Source organism: Acidovorax sp. BoFeN1, from assembly GCF_003345135.1.
Classification (GTDB): domain Bacteria; phylum Pseudomonadota; class Gammaproteobacteria; order Burkholderiales; family Burkholderiaceae_C; genus Acidovorax; species Acidovorax defluvii.
Genome location: NZ_QOZT01000001.1, coordinates 52,967 through 73,728 on the forward strand (window position 1 = coordinate 52,967; position 20,762 = coordinate 73,728).

Below are 20,762 nucleotides of genomic sequence, written 5' to 3' on the forward strand. Positions count from 1 at the left end.
TATGTCCAGTAATACTGTCGCCGAGTTTGCAACCGAACTCAAAAAATCGCCTGAAACCCTGCTCGACCAGCTCAAAGCTGCGGGCGTGTCCAAGGCTGCCACGTCCGATGCCCTCACCGAGTCGGACAAGCAAAAGCTGCTGGCCTACCTGCAGGCCAGCCACGGCACGGCTTCGGCCGATCGCAAGAAGATCACGCTGGTGAAGAAGTCCACCAGCGAAATCAAGCAAGCCGATGCCACGGGCAAGGCGCGCACCATCCAGGTGGAAGTGCGCAAGAAGCGCACCTTTATCCAGCGCGATGAAGGCGTTGAGGCTGCTGCCGAATCCAGAGAACCCGTGGTGGAAGAAGCCTCTGTTTCCAGCGAGGACATCGAACTGGCCCGCCGCGAGGAAGAAGCCCGCCGCCAGGCAGAGCTGATTCGCCGCCAGGAGACCGAGCTGGCCGAAAAACGGGCTGAACGCGAAGCCCGCGAGCAGCGCGATCGTGAAGCCGAAGAGCGCGCCGCCGCCTACGCCGCCCAAGAGGCCAGCAAGAAGGCACAGGCCTCGGCCGTGAAGGAAGAAGCTACGCGTGAACAGGCTGCTGAAGCCGTCGCGCGCAATGCCGCACAGGTAGAAGCCCGCGAAAAGGCCGCAGCCGAATCCAAGGCCCGCTCTGATGAAGATGCAGCCCGAGCTGCTGACCTCGACGCACGCCGCCGCAAGGCCGAAGCCGAGGCGGCAGCCATCCGCTCCATGATGGCCACGCCCAAGAAGGCGGTCATGGTGGCCAAGAAGCCCGAAGAACCCAAGCCGGTGGCCAAGCCTGCGGCTGGGGCCGACGCCAAAAAGGGCACGCTGCACAAGCCCGCAGTCGGAACCGGCGTGGCCGCGCGTCCGGGTGCGCCAGCAGCGCCCGGTGCCGCCGCTGGCAAGGAAGTTAAGTCGGCCAAGCTGTCCTCCAGCTGGGCTGGTGACACAGCCAAGAAAAAAGAAATCAAGACCCGCGGCGACAGCAGCGGTGGTGTCGGTCGCAACAGCTGGCGTGGTGGCCCGCGTGGGCGCCGTGGCGACAACCGCGATCACCGTGACGATCACCACCAGCAGTCCGCTCCGGTGGAGGCGCGCATCCTTGAAGTGCACGTGCCTGAAACCATCACGGTGGCTGAGCTGGCGCACAAGATGTCCATCAAGGCATCTGAGGTCATCAAGGCGCTGATGAAGATGGGCCAGATGGTCACCATGAACCAGCCGCTGGATCAGGACACTGCCATGATCATCGTGGAAGAACTGGGTCATAAGGCAGTGGTGGCTGCACTGGATGATCCGGAAGCCTTCACCGATGAGGATTCAGCGCAGCAAGACGTAGTGCTTGTGCCTCGCGCTCCGGTCGTGACCGTGATGGGTCACGTCGATCACGGCAAGACCTCGCTGCTGGACTACATCCGTCGTGCCAAGGTGGCTTCGGGCGAAGCCGGTGGCATTACGCAGCACATTGGTGCTTACCACGTCGAGACGCCGCGCGGCATGATCTCGTTCCTCGACACCCCTGGTCACGAGGCCTTCACGGCCATGCGTGCCCGTGGTGCCCAGGCTACTGACATCGTGATTCTGGTGGTGGCTGCCGATGATGGTGTGATGCCGCAGACCAAGGAAGCCATCAAGCACGCCAAGGCGGCCGGTGTTCCTATCGTCGTGGCCATCACCAAGGCGGACAAGCCGGACGCCAACTTTGAGCGCGTCAAGCAGGAACTGGTGGTCGAACAGGTGGTGCCCGAGGAATACGGTGGCGATTCGCCTTTCGTGCCCGTGTCTTCCAAGACCGGCATGGGCATCGACACGTTGCTTGAGCAGGTGCTGCTGCAAGCCGAAGTGCTGGAACTCAAGGCGCCCGTCGATTCTCTGGCCAAGGGGCTGGTGATCGAAGCCAAGCTGGACAAGGGCCGTGGCCCTGTGGCGACCGTGCTGGTGCAGTCCGGTACGCTGAAGGTGGGCGACGTGGTGCTTGCTGGCCAGACCTATGGCCGCGTGCGCGCCATGCTGGATGAAAGCGGCAAGACCGCCAAGACGGCAGGACCGTCGATTCCAGTCGAAATTCAGGGCCTGACCGAAGTGCCCCAGGCGGGTGACGACTTCATGGTGCTGACCGATGAGCGCCGTGCGCGCGAAGTCGCTACCTACCGTGCCGGCAAGTTCCGCAATACCAAGCTGGCGCGTCAGCAAGCGGCCAAGCTGGAGAACATGTTTGCCGACATGACGGCGGGCGAAGTGAAGATGCTGCCCATCATCGTCAAGGCCGACGTGCAGGGCTCGCAGGAAGCGCTGGCGCAGTCGCTGCTCAAGCTCTCGACCGACGAGGTCAAGGTGCAACTGGTCTACGCCGCAGTGGGCGCCATCAGCGAGTCGGACATCAACCTGGCGATTGCCTCCAAGGCCATCGTGATTGGCTTCAATGTGCGCGCCGATGCCGGTGCACGCAAGCTGGCCGAAGGCAACGGTGTCGATCTGCACTACTACAGCATCATTTATGACGCCGTGGACGAGTTGCGCGTGGCCATGTCGGGCATGCTGGCTCCGGAGCAGCGCGAGGAAATCATTGGCACGGCCGAAATCCGGACCGTGTTCGTGGCAACCAAGATCGGCACGATTGCCGGTTCTTACATCACCTCCGGTATGGTGCACCGCAACGCCAGGTTCCGCCTGCTGCGCGACAACGTGGTGGTCTACACGGGCGAAGTCGATTCGATCAAGCGCCTCAAGGACGATGTCAAGGAAGTCAAGGAAGGTTTTGAGTGCGGTATCAAGCTCAAGAACTACAACGACATCAAGGAAGGTGATCACCTCGAATTCTTTGATATCAAGGAAATCGCGCGGACGCTGTAACCATGGCTGCCAAGAAGTCTTCCACCCCCAATCGCGCCTTCAAGGTGGCCGATCAGATTCAGCGCGATCTGACGGAACTGATCGCGCGCGAGTTGAAAGACCCGCGCGTGGGCATGGTGACGCTGCAGGGTGTGGAGGTAACTCCCGACTACGCGCACGCCAAGGTGTTTTTCAGCCTGCTCATTGGCGATCCGGTGGAAACGCAGGCGGCGCTCAACCAGGCTGCCGGGTTTCTGCGCAACGGCCTGTTCAAGCGCCTGCACATCCACACGGTGCCTACGCTGCATTTTGTGTTTGACCGCACCTCCGAGCGTGCGGCCGACATGAACGCCCTGATCGCCAAGGCTGTTTCCTCGCGCGCCAAAGAAGACTAGCCATGAACGCGCCACGCACCAGGGTGCAGCGGCGCCCTGTGCATGGGGTGTTGCTGCTCGACAAACCGCTCGGCCTTTCGAGCAATGACGCCTTGCAGAAGGCGAAGTGGCTTTTGCGCGCCGAAAAAGCGGGCCATACCGGCACGCTCGATCCGCTGGCCACTGGCGTGCTGCCCCTGTGTTTTGGGGCTGCCACGAAGTTCAGTCAGCTGCAGCTCGATGCTGCCAAAACCTATGAAGCCATTGCAGTCCTGGGCACGACCACAACCACCGGCGATGCCGAGGGTGATGTGGTGCAGCGCTGCGATGTGGACCCGGCCCAGCTCACCCCTGAGCGCTTGGCGGCCGTGCAATTGCAGTTCTCCGGCCCCATCCGCCAGGTGCCTCCCATGCACAGCGCGCTCAAGAAGGACGGCAAGGCGCTGTACGAGTACGCTCGCGCGGGGGTCACTGTAGAGCGTGATGCGCGGGATGTAGTCATTCATGCATTGAAGCTGACTCTAGACCATACGGATAAAGCGCAGGTAGCTATAAAAATAATAGTTACTTGCAGCAAAGGCACCTACATCCGTACCCTGGGTGAAGACATCGGCGCTGCACTGGGCTGCGGGGCACACCTGACGTTCTTGCGCCGCATCGACACAGGTGGACTTGGTGTAGAGCGCTGCGTCACTCTGGCGCAGCTCGAAGCCATGCCCGAGGCCGAACGCCTTGCCAGCCTGCAAGCGCCCGAATCGTTGCTGGCGCAACACACGCGTGTCACGCTGGACAGCGACAATACCGCTCGATTCCTTTCGGGGTTGCGGCGCAGGGGGCACTGGCCCGATGCCGAGGCCGTGGCGGTTTTCAGCGAGGCACCTGTGGCCTTGCTGGGCGTCGGCCATATCAAGGACGGTGAACTGGTGCCCGACAGGCTGCTGAGTCCGCTGGAAATTCAACAAATTTTGGAAGGCACGCCGCACCTACAAGCCAGCGGCACATTGGAAAAACTATGACTAAACAAATCCGCAACATCGCCATCATTGCCCACGTTGACCATGGCAAAACCACCATGGTCGACCAGTTGCTGCGCCAGTCCGGCACTTTTGCCGACCACGAAAAGGTGGTTGACACCGTGATGGACAACAACGCGATTGAAAAAGAGCGTGGCATCACGATTCTGGCCAAGAACTGCGCCGTAAGCTGGGAAGGCACCCACATCAACATCGTGGACACCCCCGGCCACGCGGACTTCGGCGGTGAAGTGGAACGTGCGCTGTCCATGGTGGACGGTGTGGTGCTGCTGATCGATGCGCAGGAAGGCCCCATGCCCCAGACGCGTTTCGTGACCAAGAAGGCGCTGGCCCTCGGCCTCAAGCCCATCGTGGTGGTGAACAAGGTGGACAAGCCCGGCGCCAACCCCGACAAGGTGGTGAATGCCGCCTTTGACCTGTTCGACAAGCTGGGCGCCACCGATGAGCAGCTCGACTTCCCCGTGGTGTATGCCTCGGGTATCAACGGCTGGTCTTCGCTGGAAGAGGGCGCTCCGGGTGAGCAGTGGGGCCCCGACATGTCGGCCCTTTTCAACACGGTGCTCAAGCATGTGCCCGCACAGAAGGGTGATCCCGCTGCACCGCTGCAGCTGCAGATCTCCGCACTCGACTTCTCCACTTTTGTGGGCCGCATTGGCGTGGGTCGCATCAGCCAGGGCACCATCAAGCCCATGATGGACGTGCTGGTCATGGAGGGCCCCGATGGCAAGAGCATCAAGGGCCGTGTCAACCAGGTGCTGACATTCCAGGGGTTGGACCGTGTGCAGGCTACCGAAGCTGGCCCGGGCGAAATTGTGCTGATCAACGGCATTGCTGACGTCGGCATCGGCGTGACCATCACCGACCCGCTGAACCCCGCACCGCTGCCCATGCTCAAGGTGGACGAGCCCACTCTGACCATGAACTTCTGCGTGAACACCAGCCCGCTGGCCGGCCGCGAAGGCAAGTATGTGACCAGCCGCCAGATCTGGGACCGTCTGCAAAAGGAGCTGCAACACAACGTGGCCCTGCGCGTGAAGGAAACCGACGAAGAAGGCATTTTCGAAGTGATGGGCCGGGGCGAACTGCACCTGACCATCCTGCTGGAAAACATGCGCCGTGAAGGCTATGAACTGGCGGTTTCCAAGCCACGCGTGGTGTTCCGGGAAATCAATGGCGAGAAGTGTGAGCCTATCGAGCTGGTGACTGCTGACATCGAGGAAGCCCACCAGGGCGGCGTCATGCAGGCATTGGGCGAGCGCAAGGGTGAGCTGGTCAACATGGAGCCGGACGGTCGTGGCCGTGTGCGCCTGGAATACCGCATTCCAGCGCGGGGCCTGATCGGTTTCACCAACGAGTTCCTGAACCTGACCCGTGGCTCTGGTCTCATTGCCAATATTTTCGATAGCTACGAGCCGCACAAGGGTGAAATTGGCGGCCGCAAGAACGGCGTGCTGATCTCGATGGACGACGGTGAAATCTTCACCTACGCCCTGGGCAAGCTGGACGACCGTGGCCGCATGTTCGTGAAGGCGAACGACCCCGTGTACGAAGGCATGATTGTGGGCATCCACAGCCGTGACAACGACCTGGTGGTGAATGCCACGCGCACCAAGCAGCTGACCAACTTCCGCGTGTCCGGCAAGGAAGATGCGATCAAGATCACGCCGCCCATCGATGCCACGCTGGAATACGCCGTGGAGTTCATTGAGGACGACGAGCTGGTCGAGATCACGCCCAAGTCCATCCGCATCCGTAAGCGCCACCTCAAGGAAAGCGATCGCAAGCGCGCTGGTCGCTGATCCCGGCTCCAGGGGCTTTTGAACCGCTCCTGGCTGCGTCCATCAGGGCCACTGCAGTGCAGTGGCCCTTTTGCCGTCTGAAGCGATTTTTGTCGACTCCCTCCCATGAAACTCACGCATTCCCGCGCCGTCGCATTGATGCTGGTCGTTACGTTGCTGTGGTCCATCGCCGGGGTGGTGACGCGCCATCTTGAGCATGCGCGCAGCTTTGAAGTGACCTTCTGGCGCAGCTTTTTTACCGTCGCTTCGCTGCTGGTGATACTGCCTGTCTTTCAGGGCCGTGGCGTGTTTTCGGCCATGCGCCGCGGTGGTAGCGCCCTCTGGCTCTCTGGCTTGTGCTGGAGCGTGATGTTTACCACCTTCATGCTGGCCATGATGCTCATGCCGGTGGCCAATGTGCTGGTCACCATGGCGGCTGGTCCATTGCTTACGGCCCTCTTTGCGCGCATCTTCATCGGACACCGGGTTGCCGCGCGTACATGGATTGCCATTGGAATTGCCGGTGCGGGCATGGCGTGGATGTATGGCTCGCAGATGGCTGGCTTGCCGCTGGCGGGCACGCTGGTGGCCCTGTGCATTCCGGTGGCTGCTGCCGCAAACTGGACCGTGGTGCAATCCTCGCAGCAGCATGGCCATGCGGTGGATCTGGTGCCGGCTGTCTTGGTGGGTGCCGTGCTATCAGCGCTGGCCACCTTGCCATTGGCGTTGCCGCTACAGGCGACGGGCCACGATATCCTGCTGCTGGCGTTGCTGGGACTGTTTCAGCTGGCCATTCCGTGCGTTCTGGCGGTACGCTGCGGGCGAGTGCTCAAGGCCCCAGAAATGGCTTTGCTGGGTCTGCTGGAGGTTATCTTTGGCATTTTGCTGGCATGGGGTGGCGCGGGCGAGCGCCCGGGCCCGGCCGTGTTGACTGGTGGCCTGCTGGTGATTGGTGCGTTGGTACTTAACGAATTTTTAGGTTGGAAGGAACAAAAATGACGGAGATGAAAGTGCAAGTGTCGGGTGAGGTGCCGAGCGAAGTTCTCAGCGAGGTGCGAGGTCAGGTGGGTTTCATTACGTTGAATCGCCCCAGGGCGCTCAATGCGCTGTCTCTGGGCATGGTGCGGGACCTCATGGGCATCCTGCTCGCCTGGAAAGACGATGCACGGGTGCTGGCCGTGGCGATTCGTGGCAGCAACAAGGAAGGTCCGTTCGGGGCCTTTTGCGCGGGCGGTGACATCCGCTTTCTGCACCAGGCAGGCAGCCAGGGCAATCCGCTGCTCGAAGACTTCTTCACCGAGGAATACGCGCTCAACCACCTGATCCACAACTACGGCAAGCCCTACATCGCGTTCATGGACGGCATCGTCATGGGTGGCGGCATGGGCATCAGCCAGGGCGCGGCCCTGCGCGTGGTGACTGAGCGCACCAAGATGGCCATGCCCGAGACGGCGATCGGCCTGTTCCCTGACGTGGGTGGTGGCTACTTTCTGAGCCGCTGCCCTGGCCGTGTCGGCGAGTGGCTGGCTTTGACGGGCGACACCATCGGTGCTGGCGATGCGGTAGCGTTTGGTCTGGCCGATGGCTGCCTGTCCGTGGAGCAGCAGGCCATGGTGTGGGAGAACCTGGGATCCGGGCACTTTGCTGATGGCGCAGCGGTGAAGAACTATGTTGCTTCTAAATTAATAGCTGATAGCGCAAGTGCATCAAGCGCTAGAGGCACTATTGATCAATATTTTTCGTTGACCTCCGTGCGCGAGATCGTGGGCCAGCTCGAAGCGGCCGATACCGACTGGGTCCGTACCACGGCGGCCACGCTGCGCAAGCGCTCGCCGCTGATGCTGCATGTGGTGCTGGAGCAGGTACGCCGCGCCCGCAGCATGGGCCTGGCCGACGATTTGCGCATGGAGCGCGACATGGTGCGTCACTGCTTTTTTTTGCGCGCCGGCCAGAGCGAGACGGTGGAAGGCATCCGTGCCCTCGCCGTGGACAAGGACCATGCGCCAAAGTGGAACCCCGCGCGCATTGAAGACGTGACACCCGAGATGGTGGCACCGTTCTTCGTCAGCCCCTGGCCGGCGCACGCGCACCCACTGGCCCATTTGTGTTGATCAAAGGCCCCGCCAGCGCTTCCAGCACGTCAGCGCGCAATGCAGGGTCGAAGACGATGGATACCTTCTGAGCCCTTCAAGGGCAGTGAGACATCTGAAAAGAGTGCTTCCCCTACCGGTGGCGCTTGACCAAGGCGCTGTTCACACCCAAGCCGCCGTGCAAGTGCCGCCCCGCTGCACGGGTGGCGTCCCTCTTCCCGCAAAGCGCAGCTTTGCAAGAGAAGGGGAGCGGCGCGCAGCGCCACATGGGTATGCTCACCGGTTGCGGCTTTTCATCGCGCGTTCGACCTCGCGCTTGCCTTCACGGTCCTTGATGGTGTCGCGCTTGTCATGCTCGGCCTTACCCTTGGCTAGCGCTATCTCGCATTTCACATAGCCGTTCTTCCAGTGCAGGTTCAGCGGCACCAGGGTGTAGCCTTTTTGCTCCACCTTGACGATCAGGTGTTTGATGTCGTCCTTTTTGAGCAGCAGTTTCTTGGTCCGCGCTGCCTCGGGGTTGACGTGGGTGGACGCGGTTTTGAGGGGGTTGATCAGGCAACCGAGCAGATACAGTTCACCCTCGCGGATGAGCACATACCCATCGGTCAGCTGGACTTTGCCCTCGCGCAGCGCTTTGACTTCCCAGCCATACAGCACCATGCCGGCCTCGTGGCGCTCTTCGAAGAAGTAGTTGAAGGCCGCCTTCTTGTTGTCGGCAATGCGGGACGTGGGATCGGGTTTTTTGGCCATGAGATGTAGATGCGGCGCAAACCGGGAGATAAAAGGCCTCCCTACAATGGTTGGGTCTCGCAAGAGTGATTCTAATTTCCTCTGGGTGCCCTGGCCGATTCAATGTGCCAGTCGTGCCAAAGCTGCGTCTGCATGAAAACCGTCCACAAATCCGTCCTCATCTGGTACACCCCCGAAGAAATGTTTGCCCTCGTGACGGGGGTTGAGCAATATCCCGAGTTTCTGCCCTGGTGCGACCGATCGGCCGTGCTGGAGCGCAACGATGCCGGCATGACCGCCGAGGTGGGCATCTCGATTGCGGGATTGCGGCAGACGTTCGTCACCCGCAACATCCATGAGGCGGGTCGGCGGGTGCAGATGCACCTGGTCAAGGGGCCGTTTTCACAGCTGGAGGGGGATTGGCATTTTCACCCCGTTGCAGATGGCAGCCAGCGCGCCTGCAAGGTCGAACTGTTGCTGAACTACGGGTTTGACAGCGCGGCGCTGGCGGCTTTGGTTGGCCCTGTTTTTGACCGCATTGCCGCCAGCATGGTGGACGCGTTTGTTAAGCGCGCGGAGCAGGTCTATGGTTGACGGCGGGCAGCTGCTTCACATCACAGTGGTGATCTGTGTGCGGCCGGGCGGCACTGCAGAGTACACGTTGCAACTGCCTGAAGGGGCCACGGTGGCCGATGCCTTGACGGCCTGCGACGCTGGGTTGCAGCCGCCTGAAGATGGAAAGGGTGACGCTGTAGGCGTATGGGGGCGCCAGGTGGCTATGAATAGCAGCCTTGCGCAGGGAGACCGGGTTGAGGTGTATCGGGCCCTGAAAGTCGACCCCAAGGTGGCCCGCCGCGAACGCTTTGCGCGCCAAGGCGCTCGCACCACCGGCCTGTTTGCCCGGCAGCGCCCCGGCGGTAAATCGGGCTACTGAAGGGCGCTCCAGCCGGATGGCGGAGGGGGCGACGCAAGCGCCGTTACCCCAAAATTACCGTGCGCAATCTGTTGCAATGATGCCGTCGATGCGCTTGGATTCTGCCGCGCGGGTGGCATCGTCCAGAAACACCCGCTCGCCCTTGGCATTGGAGTGCGTGATGAGGCGGCCAGATTCAAAAGTGGCCTTGGCTTGGCGCGCGCGGGTGCAGTTGTCTGCCTTGGCTTTTGCAATCTTTTCGTCTTCGGCTTTTTTCTTGGCAGCCTCTGCGGCCTCTGCCTGCGCTTTTTTCTCTTCGAGTTCTTTGTCCTTGCCGCTGCCGGCGGTGCTGGCTGGCAGTTTGGGGGTGGGTGGTGTAGCTGCGGCGGCGGGCTCTGAGGAGTCAGCCGGCTGAACTGGTTTCGCAGCAGCACTCGTTCCCAGGTTGCCTCCAGGCTGTTTCAGGATGCTTTTTTCCGGAATATCCAGCGGTGGCGCGCGATCGCTGAACACCTTGCGGCCATCCTTGTCGATCCATTGCCATTGGGCTGATGCGCCCAGCGACCAGGTGCAGGCCAAGGCCAGCAGCAAAAACTTGTGCATTTTCATGGCGACAAGTTTAGCCGTGCGTCTGGGGAGCCGCCAGTGCACTTGCTTTGGATGGCTGCGTTTTTGCCACAGCCCGCGCGGGTACAATCCGTTTTTTGGAGCTTTCTCATGCGCCTTCTTGGAAAAGCGCTCACCTTCGACGATGTGTTGCTGGTGCCAGCGTACTCCCAGGTCCTGCCCAAGGACACGTCCCTCGCGACGAAACTCTCCCGCAACATCCAGTTGAATCTGCCGCTGGTGTCCGCTGCCATGGACACCGTGACAGAGGCACGGCTGGCCATCGCCATCGCCCAGGAGGGCGGCATCGGCATCGTGCACAAGAACCTCACACCGCAAGAGCAGGCTGCTCATGTGGCCAAGGTCAAGCGCTACGAGTCGGGCGTGGTGCGCGATCCTGTCGTCATCACCCCTGAGCACACCGTGCTTCAGGTGCTGGAGTTGTCGGAGCAATTGGGTATTTCGGGTTTCCCGGTGTGCGACGGTGGCAAGGTGGTGGGTATCGTCACCAGCCGCGATCTGCGCTTTGAAACGCGCTACGACGTCAAGGTCCACCAGATCATGACGCCGCGCGAGAAACTCATCACCGTTAACGAGAAGGACGGCACCACGCCGGCCGAAGCCAAGGCACTGCTGAACAAGCACAAACTTGAGCGCATCATGGTGGTCAACGATGCCTTCGAGCTCAAAGGCCTGATCACGGTGAAAGACATCACCAAGCAGACCAGCTTCCCCAATGCCGCGCGTGATGCCTCGGGCCGCCTGCGCGTGGGCGCTGCGGTGGGCGTGGGCGAGGGCACCGAAGAGCGCGTGGAAGCGCTGGTCAAGGCCGGTGTCGATGCCATCGTGGTGGACACGGCCCACGGCCACAGCAAGGGCGTGATCGAGCGCGTGCGCTGGGTCAAGCAGAACTACCCGCAAGTCGACGTGATTGGCGGCAACATCGCCACCGGCGCAGCCGCGCTGGCGCTGGTCGAGGCTGGTGCCGACGCTGTCAAGGTGGGCATTGGCCCCGGTTCGATATGCACCACCCGCATCGTGGCGGGCGTGGGCGTGCCGCAGATCATGGCCATCGACAACGTGGCCACGGCACTGCGAGGCACGGGCGTGCCGCTGATTGCCGACGGCGGCGTTCGTTTCAGCGGTGACATCGCCAAGGCCTTGGCCGCAGGTGCCAGCACCATCATGATGGGCGGCATGTTCGCAGGCACCGAAGAAGCGCCCGGCGAAGTGATCTTGTTCCAGGGCCGCAGCTATAAAAGCTATCGCGGCATGGGCAGCATCGGCGCCATGCAGCAAGGCAGCGCCGACCGCTACTTCCAGGAATCGAGCACCGGCAACCCCAATGCCGACAAGCTGGTGCCCGAGGGCATTGAGGGTCGCGTGCCCTACAAGGGTTCGATGGTTTCCATCGTGTTCCAGATGGCGGGCGGCGTGCGCGCCGCCATGGGCTACTGCGGTTGCGCCACGATCGAGGACATGAACAACAAGGCCGAGTTCGTCGAGATCACCACCGCCGGTATTCGCGAAAGCCACGTGCACGACGTGCAGATCACCAAAGAAGCGCCGAACTACCGCGCTGACTGACGCCACAGCCTCCCAGGCCCGAACCCACGCAACGGTGTTCGGGCCTTTGTCTTTTTTCCTGTCGCCCACCATGCAACACCAGAAAATCCTCATCCTCGATTTCGGCTCGCAAGTCACCCAGCTCATCGCCCGCCGCGTGCGCGAGGCCAATGTGTACTGTGAGGTGCATCCTTGCGACGTGACCGACGAGTGGGTGCGTGACTACGCCAATGACGGATCCCTCAAGGGCATCATCCTGTCGGGCAGCCACGCCAGCGTGACCGAGGACACCACCGACCGTGCCCCCCAGGCCGTGTTCGACTTGGGCCTGCCCGTGCTGGGCATCTGCTACGGCATGCAGACCATGGCACAGCAGCTGGGCGGCAAGGTGGAAACGGGCCACAAGCGTGAGTTCGGCTTCGCCGCGGTGCGCGCACGGGGCCACACCGCGCTGCTTAAAGATATTGCCGACTTCACCACCCCCGAAGGCCATGGCATGCTCAACGTGTGGATGAGCCACGGCGACAAGGTCACCGAGTTGCCCCCGGGCTTCAAGCTCATGGCCAGCACCGATAGCTGCCCCATCGCCGGTATGGCCGACGAAGAGCGCCGCTTTTATGCCGTGCAGTTCCACCCCGAAGTCACGCACACCGTGCAGGGCAAGGCGCTGCTCGAGCGCTTCGTGCTCGGCATTTGCGGCACCTCGCCAGACTGGGTCATGCGCGACCACATTGCCGAGGCGGTGGAGCAGATTCGCCAGCAGGTAGGCGATGAGGAAGTGATTCTGGGCCTGTCGGGCGGTGTCGATTCATCTGTAGCAGCGGCGTTGATCCACCGCGCCATTGGTGACCAGCTCACCTGTGTCTTCGTGGACCATGGCCTGCTGCGCCTGAATGAGGGCGACATGGTGATGGACATGTTTGTCGGCAAGCTACACGCCAAGGTCATCCGCGTGGATGCGAGCGACCTCTTCCTGGGCAAGCTGGCGGGTGTCAGCGAGCCCGAGCAAAAGCGCAAAATCATCGGCGGCCTGTTTGTCGATGTGTTCAAGGCCGAGGCCGCCAAGCTCAAGTCTGGCAATGCAGGCCACAAGGGCGCCACCTTCCTGGCCCAGGGCACCATCTACCCCGACGTGATCGAATCGGGCGGCGCCAAGAGCAAAAAGGCCGTCACCATCAAGAGCCACCACAACGTGGGCGGCCTGCCCGAGCAGCTGGGCCTCAAGCTTTTGGAGCCCCTGCGCGACCTGTTCAAGGACGAAGTGCGCGAACTCGGCGTGGCCCTGGGCCTGCCGCCCGAGATGGTCTACCGCCACCCCTTCCCAGGCCCCGGCCTGGGCGTGCGCATCCTGGGCGAGGTGAAGAAGGAATACGCCGATCTACTGCGCCGCGCCGACGCGATCTTCATCGAAGAATTGCGCAACTTCGTGGATGAAGCCACCGGCAAGACCTGGTATGACCTCACCAGCCAGGCCTTCACCGTCTTCCTGCCCGTCAAGAGCGTGGGTGTGATGGGCGATGGCCGGACCTACGACTACGTGGTGGCCCTGCGCGCCGTGCAGACCAGCGACTTCATGACCGCCGACTGGGCCGAGCTGCCCTACGCGCTGCTCAAGAAGGTGTCGGGCCGCATCATCAATGAAGTGCGCGGCATCAACCGCGTGACCTACGACGTGAGCAGCAAGCCGCCAGCGACGATTGAGTGGGAGTGAAATCAGGTCTTTCGGGGACTATCGTGACCTATCGAAAAACTGGCGTAACGTGTTGATTTAGAAAGAAATACGTCACGACAGCTATCGGTGGCTATCGCCGACCAGCAAAACGGATTGGCGGTAGAGGTGACGGTAGAAACCGGAGGCCGGATTAAGACCCTCCCGTTTACTATCCAGACCAAACCGGTCTTTGACGGTAAATCACTCCTCAGGAAAGCTTGTTTCATGCGGCTTTCCGAGCATCAGCAGGTCTCCTGACCCCTGACGGTAAAAGCCGTCATGAACAGGAGGAAAAACCTCGATGCTTACCGACACCGCACTACGCAATCTCAAGCCTAAGTCCAAGATTTACAAGGCTTCCGACCGCGACGGCATGTACGTAACGGTATCAACCACCGGTACCGTCACCTTCCGCTACGATTACCGTCTCAACGGCCGGCGCGAGACGCTGACCATTGGACGGTATGGGCCGTCCGGCATTTCGCTCGCGATGGCCCGCGAAAAGCTGCTGGACGCCAAGAAGGCCGTCGCCCAGGGCAAGTCCCCGGCGCATGAGAAGCAGCGCGAGAAGCGCCGCCTGACCGCCGCCAAGAACTTCGGCGACATGACCGCCCAGTGGATGGCCGGTGCCCGGATGGCCGACACCACGCGAGCGATGCGCAAGAGCATCGTCGATCGGGACATCCTGCCGGCCTTCCAGAACCGCCTGCTCAACGAAATCACCGCCGACGACTTGCGCGCCTTGTGCGGCAAGGTGAAAGGGCGGGGCGCCCCGGCCACCGCGGTGCACATTCGCGACATCGTGAAGCAGGTCTATGCCTTCGCCATCCTGCATGGGGAGAAGGTGGACAACCCGGCGGCCAACGTGGGCGCTGCGTCGATTGCGACCTTCGTGCCCAAGGACCGTGCCTTGTCGCCCTTGGAGATCCGTCTGATGTCGCGGCAGATGGAGTCGGTGGCCACCTATCCGACCATCCGGCTGGCGTTGCGAATGATCCTGCTGACGCTGGTACGCAAGAGCGAGCTGATCGAGGCCACCTGGGACGAGGTCGATTTCGAGAACGCGACCTGGACCATCCCGAAGCAGCGGATGAAGGGGCGCAACCCACATGTGGTCTACCTGTCGCGCCAGGCGCTGGACATTCTGGTGGCACTGCACACTTGCGCGGCCGGCTCGAAGTTTGTGCTGCCATCGCGCTACGACTCAGACCATTGCATGTCTCACGCGACTCTCAATCGGGTCACGCAGATCGTGGCGCAGCGGGCCAAGGCCGCAGGCCTGCCGCTGGAGCCGTTCACCGTCCACGATCTGCGCCGCACAGGTTCGACGTTGCTCAACGAGATCGGGTTCAACCGAGACTGGATCGAGAAGTGCCTTGCGCACGAAGAAGGGCGTTCCTCGCGCTCGATCTACAACAAGGCCGAGTACGCCGAGCAGCGGCGCCACATGCTGCAGGAGTGGGCCAACATGGTCGATGCCTGGATCGACGGGCAGACCTATGTGCCGAAGCTGATGCCGGACAACGTGATCGTGCCGGTGTTGAGCGCAATGGCCTGAAGCAGGACCAAGGTTGTCACTTGACAACCTTGGTAAGTATTCTCATACTGGAGACTGTTGATGGCCCGGTCCTCTCATCCGAAGAAAGAAGTCGAGGAAGCACTCAGGCACGCCGAAGGGCAGGGCTGGCGTGTGGAAGTCGGTGGCAGCCACGCCTGGGGGCGGATTTATTGTCCGTACAACGATGCGGAGTGTCGCTGCGGCGAGTTCTGTATCACCAGCGTGTGGAGTACGCCGAAGAACCCTGGCAACCATGCGCGTGCCTTGCGGCGAGTCGTGGACAACTGCACGACGCACCGCAAGCAGCAGGAGGCAGCCGACGATGCCGAGGAGTAGCACGATGGAATACACCTTCACCCTGAAATACCAACTCACCGACGATGACCGTGACCCGGATGCACTGGTCGAGCGTCTGGGCGAGGCCGGGTGCGACGATGCCCTGGTCGGCATCGGGCAGCCGGGGCGGCTCGCGCTGGAGTTCACCCGAGAGGCGGACAGTGCGGACGCGGCTGTGCGCAGCGCGTTGGCCGACGTGCGGAGCGCGGTGCCAGCGGCCAGGCTGATCGAAGTCGCACCGGATCTGGTTGGGCTGACCGACGTGGCCGACATCGTGGGCGTGTCGCGGCAGAACATGCGCAAGCTGATGCTGGCCCATCCGGGCAGCTTCCCAGCGCCGGTGCATGAGGGCAGCGCGTCGATCTGGCACTTGGCGGATGTGCTGGCCTGGCTGCAGGCAAAGGGTAGCTACTCGCTGGCCATGGACGTTCTGGAGGTGGCGTGCGTTGCCTTGCAGGTCAACGTGGTCAAGGAGGGGCGGCGGTTATCGCGCTCAGCTTCCGACGAGCTGGAAGCTCTCGTTGAATGAGGCCGTCGCCAGCCTCATTCCCGACCGGAACCCGCCCGAACAGGGCGGGTTTTTCGCAGGTGGACATCCGGCTTGGCGGCGCTGATGCGAGGGGCTTGCTTGCGCTCCTCGATCCAGGCCTCCACCTCGGCCAGGTCCCACACCACGCAGCGCGGCGTCAGATTGAAACGCCGAGGGAACTCGCCGCGACGCTCCATTTCGTAGATCGTCGTTTCGGCCAAGGGGACGATCTGACGCAACTCATGACGGCGGATGGTGCGCCGAAATGGAAGTGGACTGCGCTTGGGGAACTGTGGCAGCGCCTCGTAGGCCTCCGTCCCAGGCAAAGGGAGAGACTGGCCGGGGACGGCCTCGAGCACATTGGATAGGTGCGATAGGGTTTTCACCTCGAACTCCATGAATACGCTGCATGGCGATATGGTGAATTTCAGTACCTATCGGCACAACCTGTTGTGGCGTAGGAGGGCATAGGAGGTCTACGGCTTCGTGCGCACTCGGTTAAGCGTCATGTCCCAACCAGCGCGCTTCGCCTCGCCCAAAGCGATGGATTTTGACTCTCGGCCCGTCCGGCAGCAGTTCGACCTCAAGCTGGCCAGGAGCCCCTACCACGCCGGCGGTAAACCCGGTTACGATCCATCAAAACATGCGAAACCATGGAGGTGACAGGTGGCAGACAAAAGGAACGTATTCATCAGCCATGTCCATAAGGACGATCATGGGCTCCAGAAGCTCAAGGATTTGTTGGCGCCGAAGGGGGTGGAAGTCCGGGATTCCTCCATCCACACAGGAAAGTTCAACAATGCCACTGATGAGCACTACATCAAGACGCAGATCCTTGCGCCTGCCATCAATTGGGCTGGGGTGTTCATTTGCTATGTCTCACCCCAAACCAAGAACAGCGATTGGGTGAACTGGGAAATCGAATACGCGGCCAAACAGGGCAAGCGCATTGTTGGTGTTTGGGAGCATGGCGAAAAGGAATGCGACCTGCCGGATGCGCTGAAAGAACATGCGGACGCACTGGTTGGGTGGAACGGTGATTCAATCATCGACGCGATCAACGGAAAGGATTCGTGGGAAAAGCCTGACGGCGGTGCCTGCGACCCGGTTCCACTCAAGCGGCATCCCTGCTGATGGCACGTATTCACTCCTATGTCGTGCGGTACGACAGTGGTTTTGCGCCCAACCCCTTTTACAGCTACTGCACGCTCGCGACTTGCAAACCCAGCATCCGAAGAAGCGCCAACATTGGTGATTGGGTGGTTGGCAGCGGAAGCAATGATCAAAGTGTTCGACGCGGTGGGCACCTGGTCTATGCGATGCGGGTCACCGAGGCAATGACATTTGACGAGTACGGCCGAGACCCGCGTTTTGAATCCAAGAAGCCGTACCGCAATGGCAGTCGGAAGCAAAGTTGCGGGGACAACATTTATTTCAGAGTTGCGGCTGGGGCTGCTTGGCAACAGCGCGATTCGTTCCACTCCCGCCCTGATGGCTCTCTGAACCCTGATCACGTTGCTCGTGATACGGGCGTCAACAGGGTTTTGATCAGCAACGATTTCGTATATTTTGGGGGGGAGGGGCCTGAGTTTCCCAATGAGTTGCATGATCAGCAGGGACGTCCTCTATGTAAAACTGGAATAGGTCTCACCACCTTTGACGATGCGCAATTGGTCGCGAATCTTGAGCATTGGATACGCAGCTTGGCCGTGAGCGGCTACCAAGGCGCCCCCTTTGAATGGCTGACGCTTCGCAGGTGACCGATGAAAAAGGAAGGCTCCCTCTTGCTTTCGGATTACGCTGCAGAAATTGCAGCCACGGACGTGCTCAATCCGAGCGACTTCAATCCGGTTCTCCAAGGACTGTACGGAGAAGTTGGCGGAATAATGGCCACGGTTAAAAAACATGTTCGTGACAAATCGGCATACCCTGGCTTTAAGAAAGCTGCGGAAGAAGAATTTGGCGACACCCTTTGGTACCTGGCTGCAATCTGCAGGCGCTTGAATGTTCCTCTCGATGAGATCTTCGGGGAAGCGGCCAATCACGGAAATTTCAAGAATGTTGGTGCTGCAAGTGATATCGCCGAAGGTGCAATGGCCTATATCGCAGTGCCTATTGCTGCGCCTGCATCGTTAGACACTACTCTTGTACGTTTGGGGCAGTCAGCCGCAGCGCTATTGGGAAGTACCCCTGCGCGCACTGAATTGGTCGCGTTCGCACGGGCTTACTTGGATGCAATCCATGCGGCCGAGCTAGCATTTTCGGAAGTGGCTCGCTCCAACCTTCGTAAAGCTCGCGGTGCGTTCTTGGAGCCACAAGCAGATGATCTGCTTGACCTTGATTTCGATAGTAAATTTGGAATCGAGGAACAGTTGCCCAGAGAATTCAGAATCCGCGTCAACCAACGAGGTAGTGGCAAAAGCTATCTCCAATGGAATGGAGTGTTCATTGGAGACCCTTTGACTGACAACATTGCCGACCGCGATGGCTACCGGTTCCATGACGTTTTCCATTTTGCTAACGCGGCGATCCTTCACTGGTCGCCCGTGATGCGGGCATTGATCAGGCACAAGCGGAAGAGCAATCCGAAATTCGATGAAGAGCAGGACAGTGGCCGAGCCATCGTCGTTGAGGAAGGAGTTGCTGCCTGGATTTTTTCAAGAGCCAAAGAACTGAATTTCTTCGAGAATCAGGAGAAAGTCTCACTCGGAATTCTCAAAACCATCGGCGAGTTTGTGAGCGGTTATGAAGTAGAGAAATGCCCGCTGAAGCTCTGGGAAAAAGCTATCCTGGAAGGGTATGCTGTTTTCCGACAGCTCAAGGCAAATCAAGGCGGCTGGATCATTGGAAACCGAGAACAACGCACCATCAAATACATGTCACTTGAGTCCGAAAAATGAAGATCCATCCATTCGTTGAGGCAGTTGCTTCGCTGCAATTCGAAGACTGCTTCAATCCGTATTCGGATCGATGTGAAGTCCATGATCGGCGCGATGCGCCACGGCGCCGCGCTGCAGCACTCTCCGCCATGCTGCGTCGTGCAACCGAGGAGTCTGTAGATGCCATCTGGATCGGAAGGGATCTCGGATATCGCGGAGGGCGCCGTACTGGTTTAGCCCTGACTGATGACGTGCACATGGGCCAGCACGCTAAGCGCTGGAATCTCGATCTGGTCGCAGAGCGGCCCACGATAGGAAGCGCTGTAGCCGAGCGAACTGCGGCGGTCATATGGGGCATGCTGGAACACATTGATGCTCGCATCTTCCTTTGGAACGTCTTTCCCCTTCATCCGCATGAATCCGGAGATCCGTTTACTAACCGCCAGCACAACGCGCAAGAAAGGCGAGCAGGCGAAGAACTGCTCCAGCAACTCATTGTCCTGCTGAAGCCTTCTCGCATCGTCGCCATCGGCAACGATGCCGCCGCTGCAGCTCATCGCATCACAGATGCTGTGCCGGTGATTTGCGTGAGGCACCCCAGCTACGGTGGACAGACACAATTCCAGTCGCAAATCTCGGAACTCTATGGGTACCCCATGAGTACCGGATCGTTGTTTGACGAAGTGCTCTGACTTCTAGCGCGCGGCGATCGCTGCTTCGATCCAGTTCGACAAGTTGTTGCTGATAGAGGTGTAGACCGCGCTACTGCTGGTCCCTGGCGGATCGTAGACGCGGGCGACGGTGGATAGTTTTCTACCGTCATTCAAGGTAAATGAATCGAATGGATTTTCCCCCGCCACCGATGGTTGCTGGTTGTGGTCCAGCAGTTTGTGGATACGTATCCCCAAGAGCCCCTTTCCGCTGTTCCATGATTGCTCGATCTCATATCGAATCCAGGGGCGATTTGCCGTTTCCGTGCCAATCAAAACAATGGTGCAAGTCCGCCCTTGCAATTGGTCGTCGATCCAGCGCTTGATCGCGGCGTCTCCGCCTCGCTTCACCTCTTCCCATTTGTTATCGGTCGCTGACGGGTTGCCCTCTACAACGCCAATATTGCGTATCTTGGAGGCGCGCCAACTGTCGCGCTGATAGTGAAAGCTGTAGAAGACTTTCCGTGGCATGAACAATCCTCGGTTGATGTTCTAGAGGCCAGCGCCGAGAAATGAATTAACTTGGTTTGCCAGCCAAGGGCACCGCCAGGTGCGTATGGAAGAGCTGAGCGAAGTCCACATCAACGAGCGCTTCACCGGTGAAATAGCCATGGTCCTTGGCTAGATTCAACGCCGCTCCGCCCGGCGAGGACACCGGGAGCACCTTGGCTGCAGGATGGAATCGCCTGAAAAGCTCATGCTCGGTTTCTACCCCATCCATTCCACCAATAAACACAGCAGCGCTTAGGTCCGCACGCGAGAGCATCTTTTCACGCATGACAAGCAAGCTCGCCGCCTTGTCATTGGGGACAGCGTCAGTGAAAACTACATTCTGGAAATGCTTGTTCTCTTCAGGGAACACATCTGCAAAGAACGTGCTCTGATACAAGACGACAGACTGCGAGTAATCGACGCCCAAGTCTTCACATATGCTCCAAATCATCGGGGTAATCGCAGGATGCCCACCCCAGACGATCTTGTGCTGGCGAATGACTGCTATGACCAGTTCTCTCACCGCACATTGGATGAGAAATGGATTGGCAGTTTCGTGGTAGGTGCCACGTCCAACAAGTGGCACGCTGGCCGAGAGGAATATTGCGCTCATGG

At 60.4% G+C, this 20,762-nt stretch carries 22 protein-coding genes; 17 read left to right on the plus strand and 5 right to left on the minus strand.

All coding sequences use genetic code 11. From position 1 onward, the window contains the following. Window position 1 precedes the first annotated feature (1 nt). The 6 genes from infB (at window position 2) to DTW89_RS00230 (ending at window position 8,139) form a co-directional block, all read left to right on the plus strand. Window positions 2–2,863, plus strand: a complete 2,862-nt coding sequence (gene infB, locus DTW89_RS00205; protein WP_024814840.1) for a translation initiation factor IF-2 — start codon at window positions 2–4, stop codon at window positions 2,861–2,863. A 2-nt stretch (window positions 2,864–2,865) separates the two neighbouring features. After that, the gene (rbfA, locus tag DTW89_RS00210) at window positions 2,866–3,237 is read left to right on the plus strand and encodes a 30S ribosome-binding factor RbfA (protein ID WP_024814841.1); all 372 of its coding nucleotides are present in this window, start codon (window positions 2,866–2,868) and stop codon (window positions 3,235–3,237) included. A gap of 2 nt (window positions 3,238–3,239) precedes the next feature. After that, the gene (truB, locus tag DTW89_RS00215) at window positions 3,240–4,232 is read left to right on the plus strand and encodes a tRNA pseudouridine(55) synthase TruB (RefSeq protein ID WP_024814842.1); all 993 of its coding nucleotides are present in this window, start codon (window positions 3,240–3,242) and stop codon (window positions 4,230–4,232) included. Further along, entirely contained in the window at window positions 4,229–6,049 is a 1,821-nt protein-coding gene (gene typA, locus DTW89_RS00220) for a translational GTPase TypA (protein ID WP_024814843.1), read from the plus strand. Before truB ends, typA begins: the two co-directional genes overlap by 4 nt. Before the next feature lie 105 nt (window positions 6,050–6,154). Continuing rightward, the gene (locus tag DTW89_RS00225; protein WP_114654463.1) at window positions 6,155–7,027 is read left to right on the plus strand and encodes a DMT family transporter; all 873 of its coding nucleotides are present in this window, start codon (window positions 6,155–6,157) and stop codon (window positions 7,025–7,027) included. Beyond that, complete coding sequence (locus DTW89_RS00230) at window positions 7,024–8,139, plus strand: enoyl-CoA hydratase/isomerase family protein (protein WP_236636978.1); 1,116 nt, start codon at window positions 7,024–7,026, stop codon at window positions 8,137–8,139. Before DTW89_RS00225 ends, DTW89_RS00230 begins: the two co-directional genes overlap by 4 nt. Before the next feature lie 255 nt (window positions 8,140–8,394). Here the strand turns inward: DTW89_RS00230 and smpB are convergent, their stop codons facing one another. Then, window positions 8,395–8,868 (minus strand): SsrA-binding protein SmpB, encoded by a 474-nt coding sequence (smpB, locus tag DTW89_RS00235; protein WP_024814846.1) that lies wholly within the window; start codon window positions 8,866–8,868, stop codon window positions 8,395–8,397. A 132-nt stretch (window positions 8,869–9,000) separates the two neighbouring features. Between smpB and DTW89_RS00240 the strand changes: the two genes are divergently transcribed. Continuing rightward, window positions 9,001–9,441 (plus strand): type II toxin-antitoxin system RatA family toxin, encoded by a 441-nt coding sequence (locus tag DTW89_RS00240; protein WP_024814847.1) that lies wholly within the window; start codon window positions 9,001–9,003, stop codon window positions 9,439–9,441. Next, on the plus strand, window positions 9,434–9,781 hold the full coding sequence (locus tag DTW89_RS00245) for an RnfH family protein (protein WP_024814848.1): 348 nt from the start codon (window positions 9,434–9,436) through the stop codon (window positions 9,779–9,781). Before DTW89_RS00240 ends, DTW89_RS00245 begins: the two co-directional genes overlap by 8 nt. A 54-nt stretch (window positions 9,782–9,835) precedes the next feature. Here DTW89_RS00245 and DTW89_RS00250 read toward each other — a convergent pair whose 3' ends face one another. Next, complete coding sequence (locus DTW89_RS00250; RefSeq protein ID WP_024814849.1) at window positions 9,836–10,369, minus strand: DUF4124 domain-containing protein; 534 nt, start codon at window positions 10,367–10,369, stop codon at window positions 9,836–9,838. Between the two features lie 108 nt (window positions 10,370–10,477). On the opposite strand from DTW89_RS00250, the gene guaB reads away from it, so the two are divergent. The 5 genes from guaB to DTW89_RS00275 all read left to right on the plus strand — a co-directional run bounded on the left by guaB (window position 10,478) and on the right by DTW89_RS00275 (window position 16,066). Then, on the plus strand, window positions 10,478–11,953 hold the full coding sequence (guaB, locus tag DTW89_RS00255) for an IMP dehydrogenase (protein WP_024814850.1): 1,476 nt from the start codon (window positions 10,478–10,480) through the stop codon (window positions 11,951–11,953). A gap of 70 nt (window positions 11,954–12,023) precedes the next feature. Next, window positions 12,024–13,643: a glutamine-hydrolyzing GMP synthase gene (guaA, locus tag DTW89_RS00260; protein ID WP_114654464.1), complete on the plus strand. Its 1,620-nt coding sequence runs from the start codon at window positions 12,024–12,026 to the stop codon at window positions 13,641–13,643. A 301-nt stretch (window positions 13,644–13,944) separates the two neighbouring features. Continuing rightward, window positions 13,945–15,201 carry a tyrosine-type recombinase/integrase gene (locus DTW89_RS00265; RefSeq protein ID WP_028838258.1) on the plus strand — a complete coding sequence of 419 codons (1,257 nt, stop codon included), beginning with the start codon at window positions 13,945–13,947 and terminating at the stop codon, window positions 15,199–15,201. A 60-nt stretch (window positions 15,202–15,261) separates the two neighbouring features. Further along, window positions 15,262–15,537 (plus strand): hypothetical protein, encoded by a 276-nt coding sequence (locus tag DTW89_RS00270; RefSeq protein ID WP_083881241.1) that lies wholly within the window; start codon window positions 15,262–15,264, stop codon window positions 15,535–15,537. A 4-nt stretch (window positions 15,538–15,541) separates the two neighbouring features. Further along, window positions 15,542–16,066: a helix-turn-helix transcriptional regulator gene (locus DTW89_RS00275; protein ID WP_028838257.1), complete on the plus strand. Its 525-nt coding sequence runs from the start codon at window positions 15,542–15,544 to the stop codon at window positions 16,064–16,066. 14 nt (window positions 16,067–16,080) lie between these two features. Here the strand turns inward: DTW89_RS00275 and DTW89_RS00280 are convergent, their stop codons facing one another. Continuing rightward, window positions 16,081–16,464, minus strand: coding sequence for a helix-turn-helix transcriptional regulator (locus tag DTW89_RS00280; RefSeq protein WP_028838256.1), 384 nt, complete (start codon window positions 16,462–16,464; stop codon window positions 16,081–16,083). Window positions 16,465–16,732: 268 nt separating this feature from the next. On the opposite strand from DTW89_RS00280, the gene DTW89_RS00285 reads away from it, so the two are divergent. Genes DTW89_RS00285 through DTW89_RS00300 form a run of 4 tightly spaced genes read left to right on the plus strand, consistent with a single transcriptional unit; the run spans window position 16,733 to window position 19,637 of the window. Further along, window positions 16,733–17,200, plus strand: a complete 468-nt coding sequence (locus tag DTW89_RS00285) for a TIR domain-containing protein (protein ID WP_028838255.1) — start codon at window positions 16,733–16,735, stop codon at window positions 17,198–17,200. Continuing rightward, window positions 17,200–17,826: a hypothetical protein gene (locus DTW89_RS00290; protein WP_083960885.1), complete on the plus strand. Its 627-nt coding sequence runs from the start codon at window positions 17,200–17,202 to the stop codon at window positions 17,824–17,826. The genes DTW89_RS00285 and DTW89_RS00290 overlap by 1 nt, the downstream gene beginning before the upstream one ends. Before the next feature lie 3 nt (window positions 17,827–17,829). Beyond that, window positions 17,830–18,966, plus strand: coding sequence for a nucleoside triphosphate pyrophosphohydrolase family protein (locus DTW89_RS00295; protein ID WP_028838254.1), 1,137 nt, complete (start codon window positions 17,830–17,832; stop codon window positions 18,964–18,966). After that, window positions 18,963–19,637, plus strand: a complete 675-nt coding sequence (locus tag DTW89_RS00300; RefSeq protein WP_083960884.1) for a uracil-DNA glycosylase — start codon at window positions 18,963–18,965, stop codon at window positions 19,635–19,637. Before DTW89_RS00295 ends, DTW89_RS00300 begins: the two co-directional genes overlap by 4 nt. A 3-nt stretch (window positions 19,638–19,640) precedes the next feature. On the opposite strand, the gene DTW89_RS00305 is transcribed toward DTW89_RS00300, so the two are convergent. Beyond that, complete coding sequence (locus DTW89_RS00305) at window positions 19,641–20,126, minus strand: TIR domain-containing protein (RefSeq protein WP_114654483.1); 486 nt, start codon at window positions 20,124–20,126, stop codon at window positions 19,641–19,643. A gap of 46 nt (window positions 20,127–20,172) precedes the next feature. After that, window positions 20,173–20,760 (minus strand): SLOG domain-containing protein, encoded by a 588-nt coding sequence (locus tag DTW89_RS00310; RefSeq protein ID WP_028838252.1) that lies wholly within the window; start codon window positions 20,758–20,760, stop codon window positions 20,173–20,175. Window positions 20,761–20,762 lie beyond the last annotated feature (2 nt).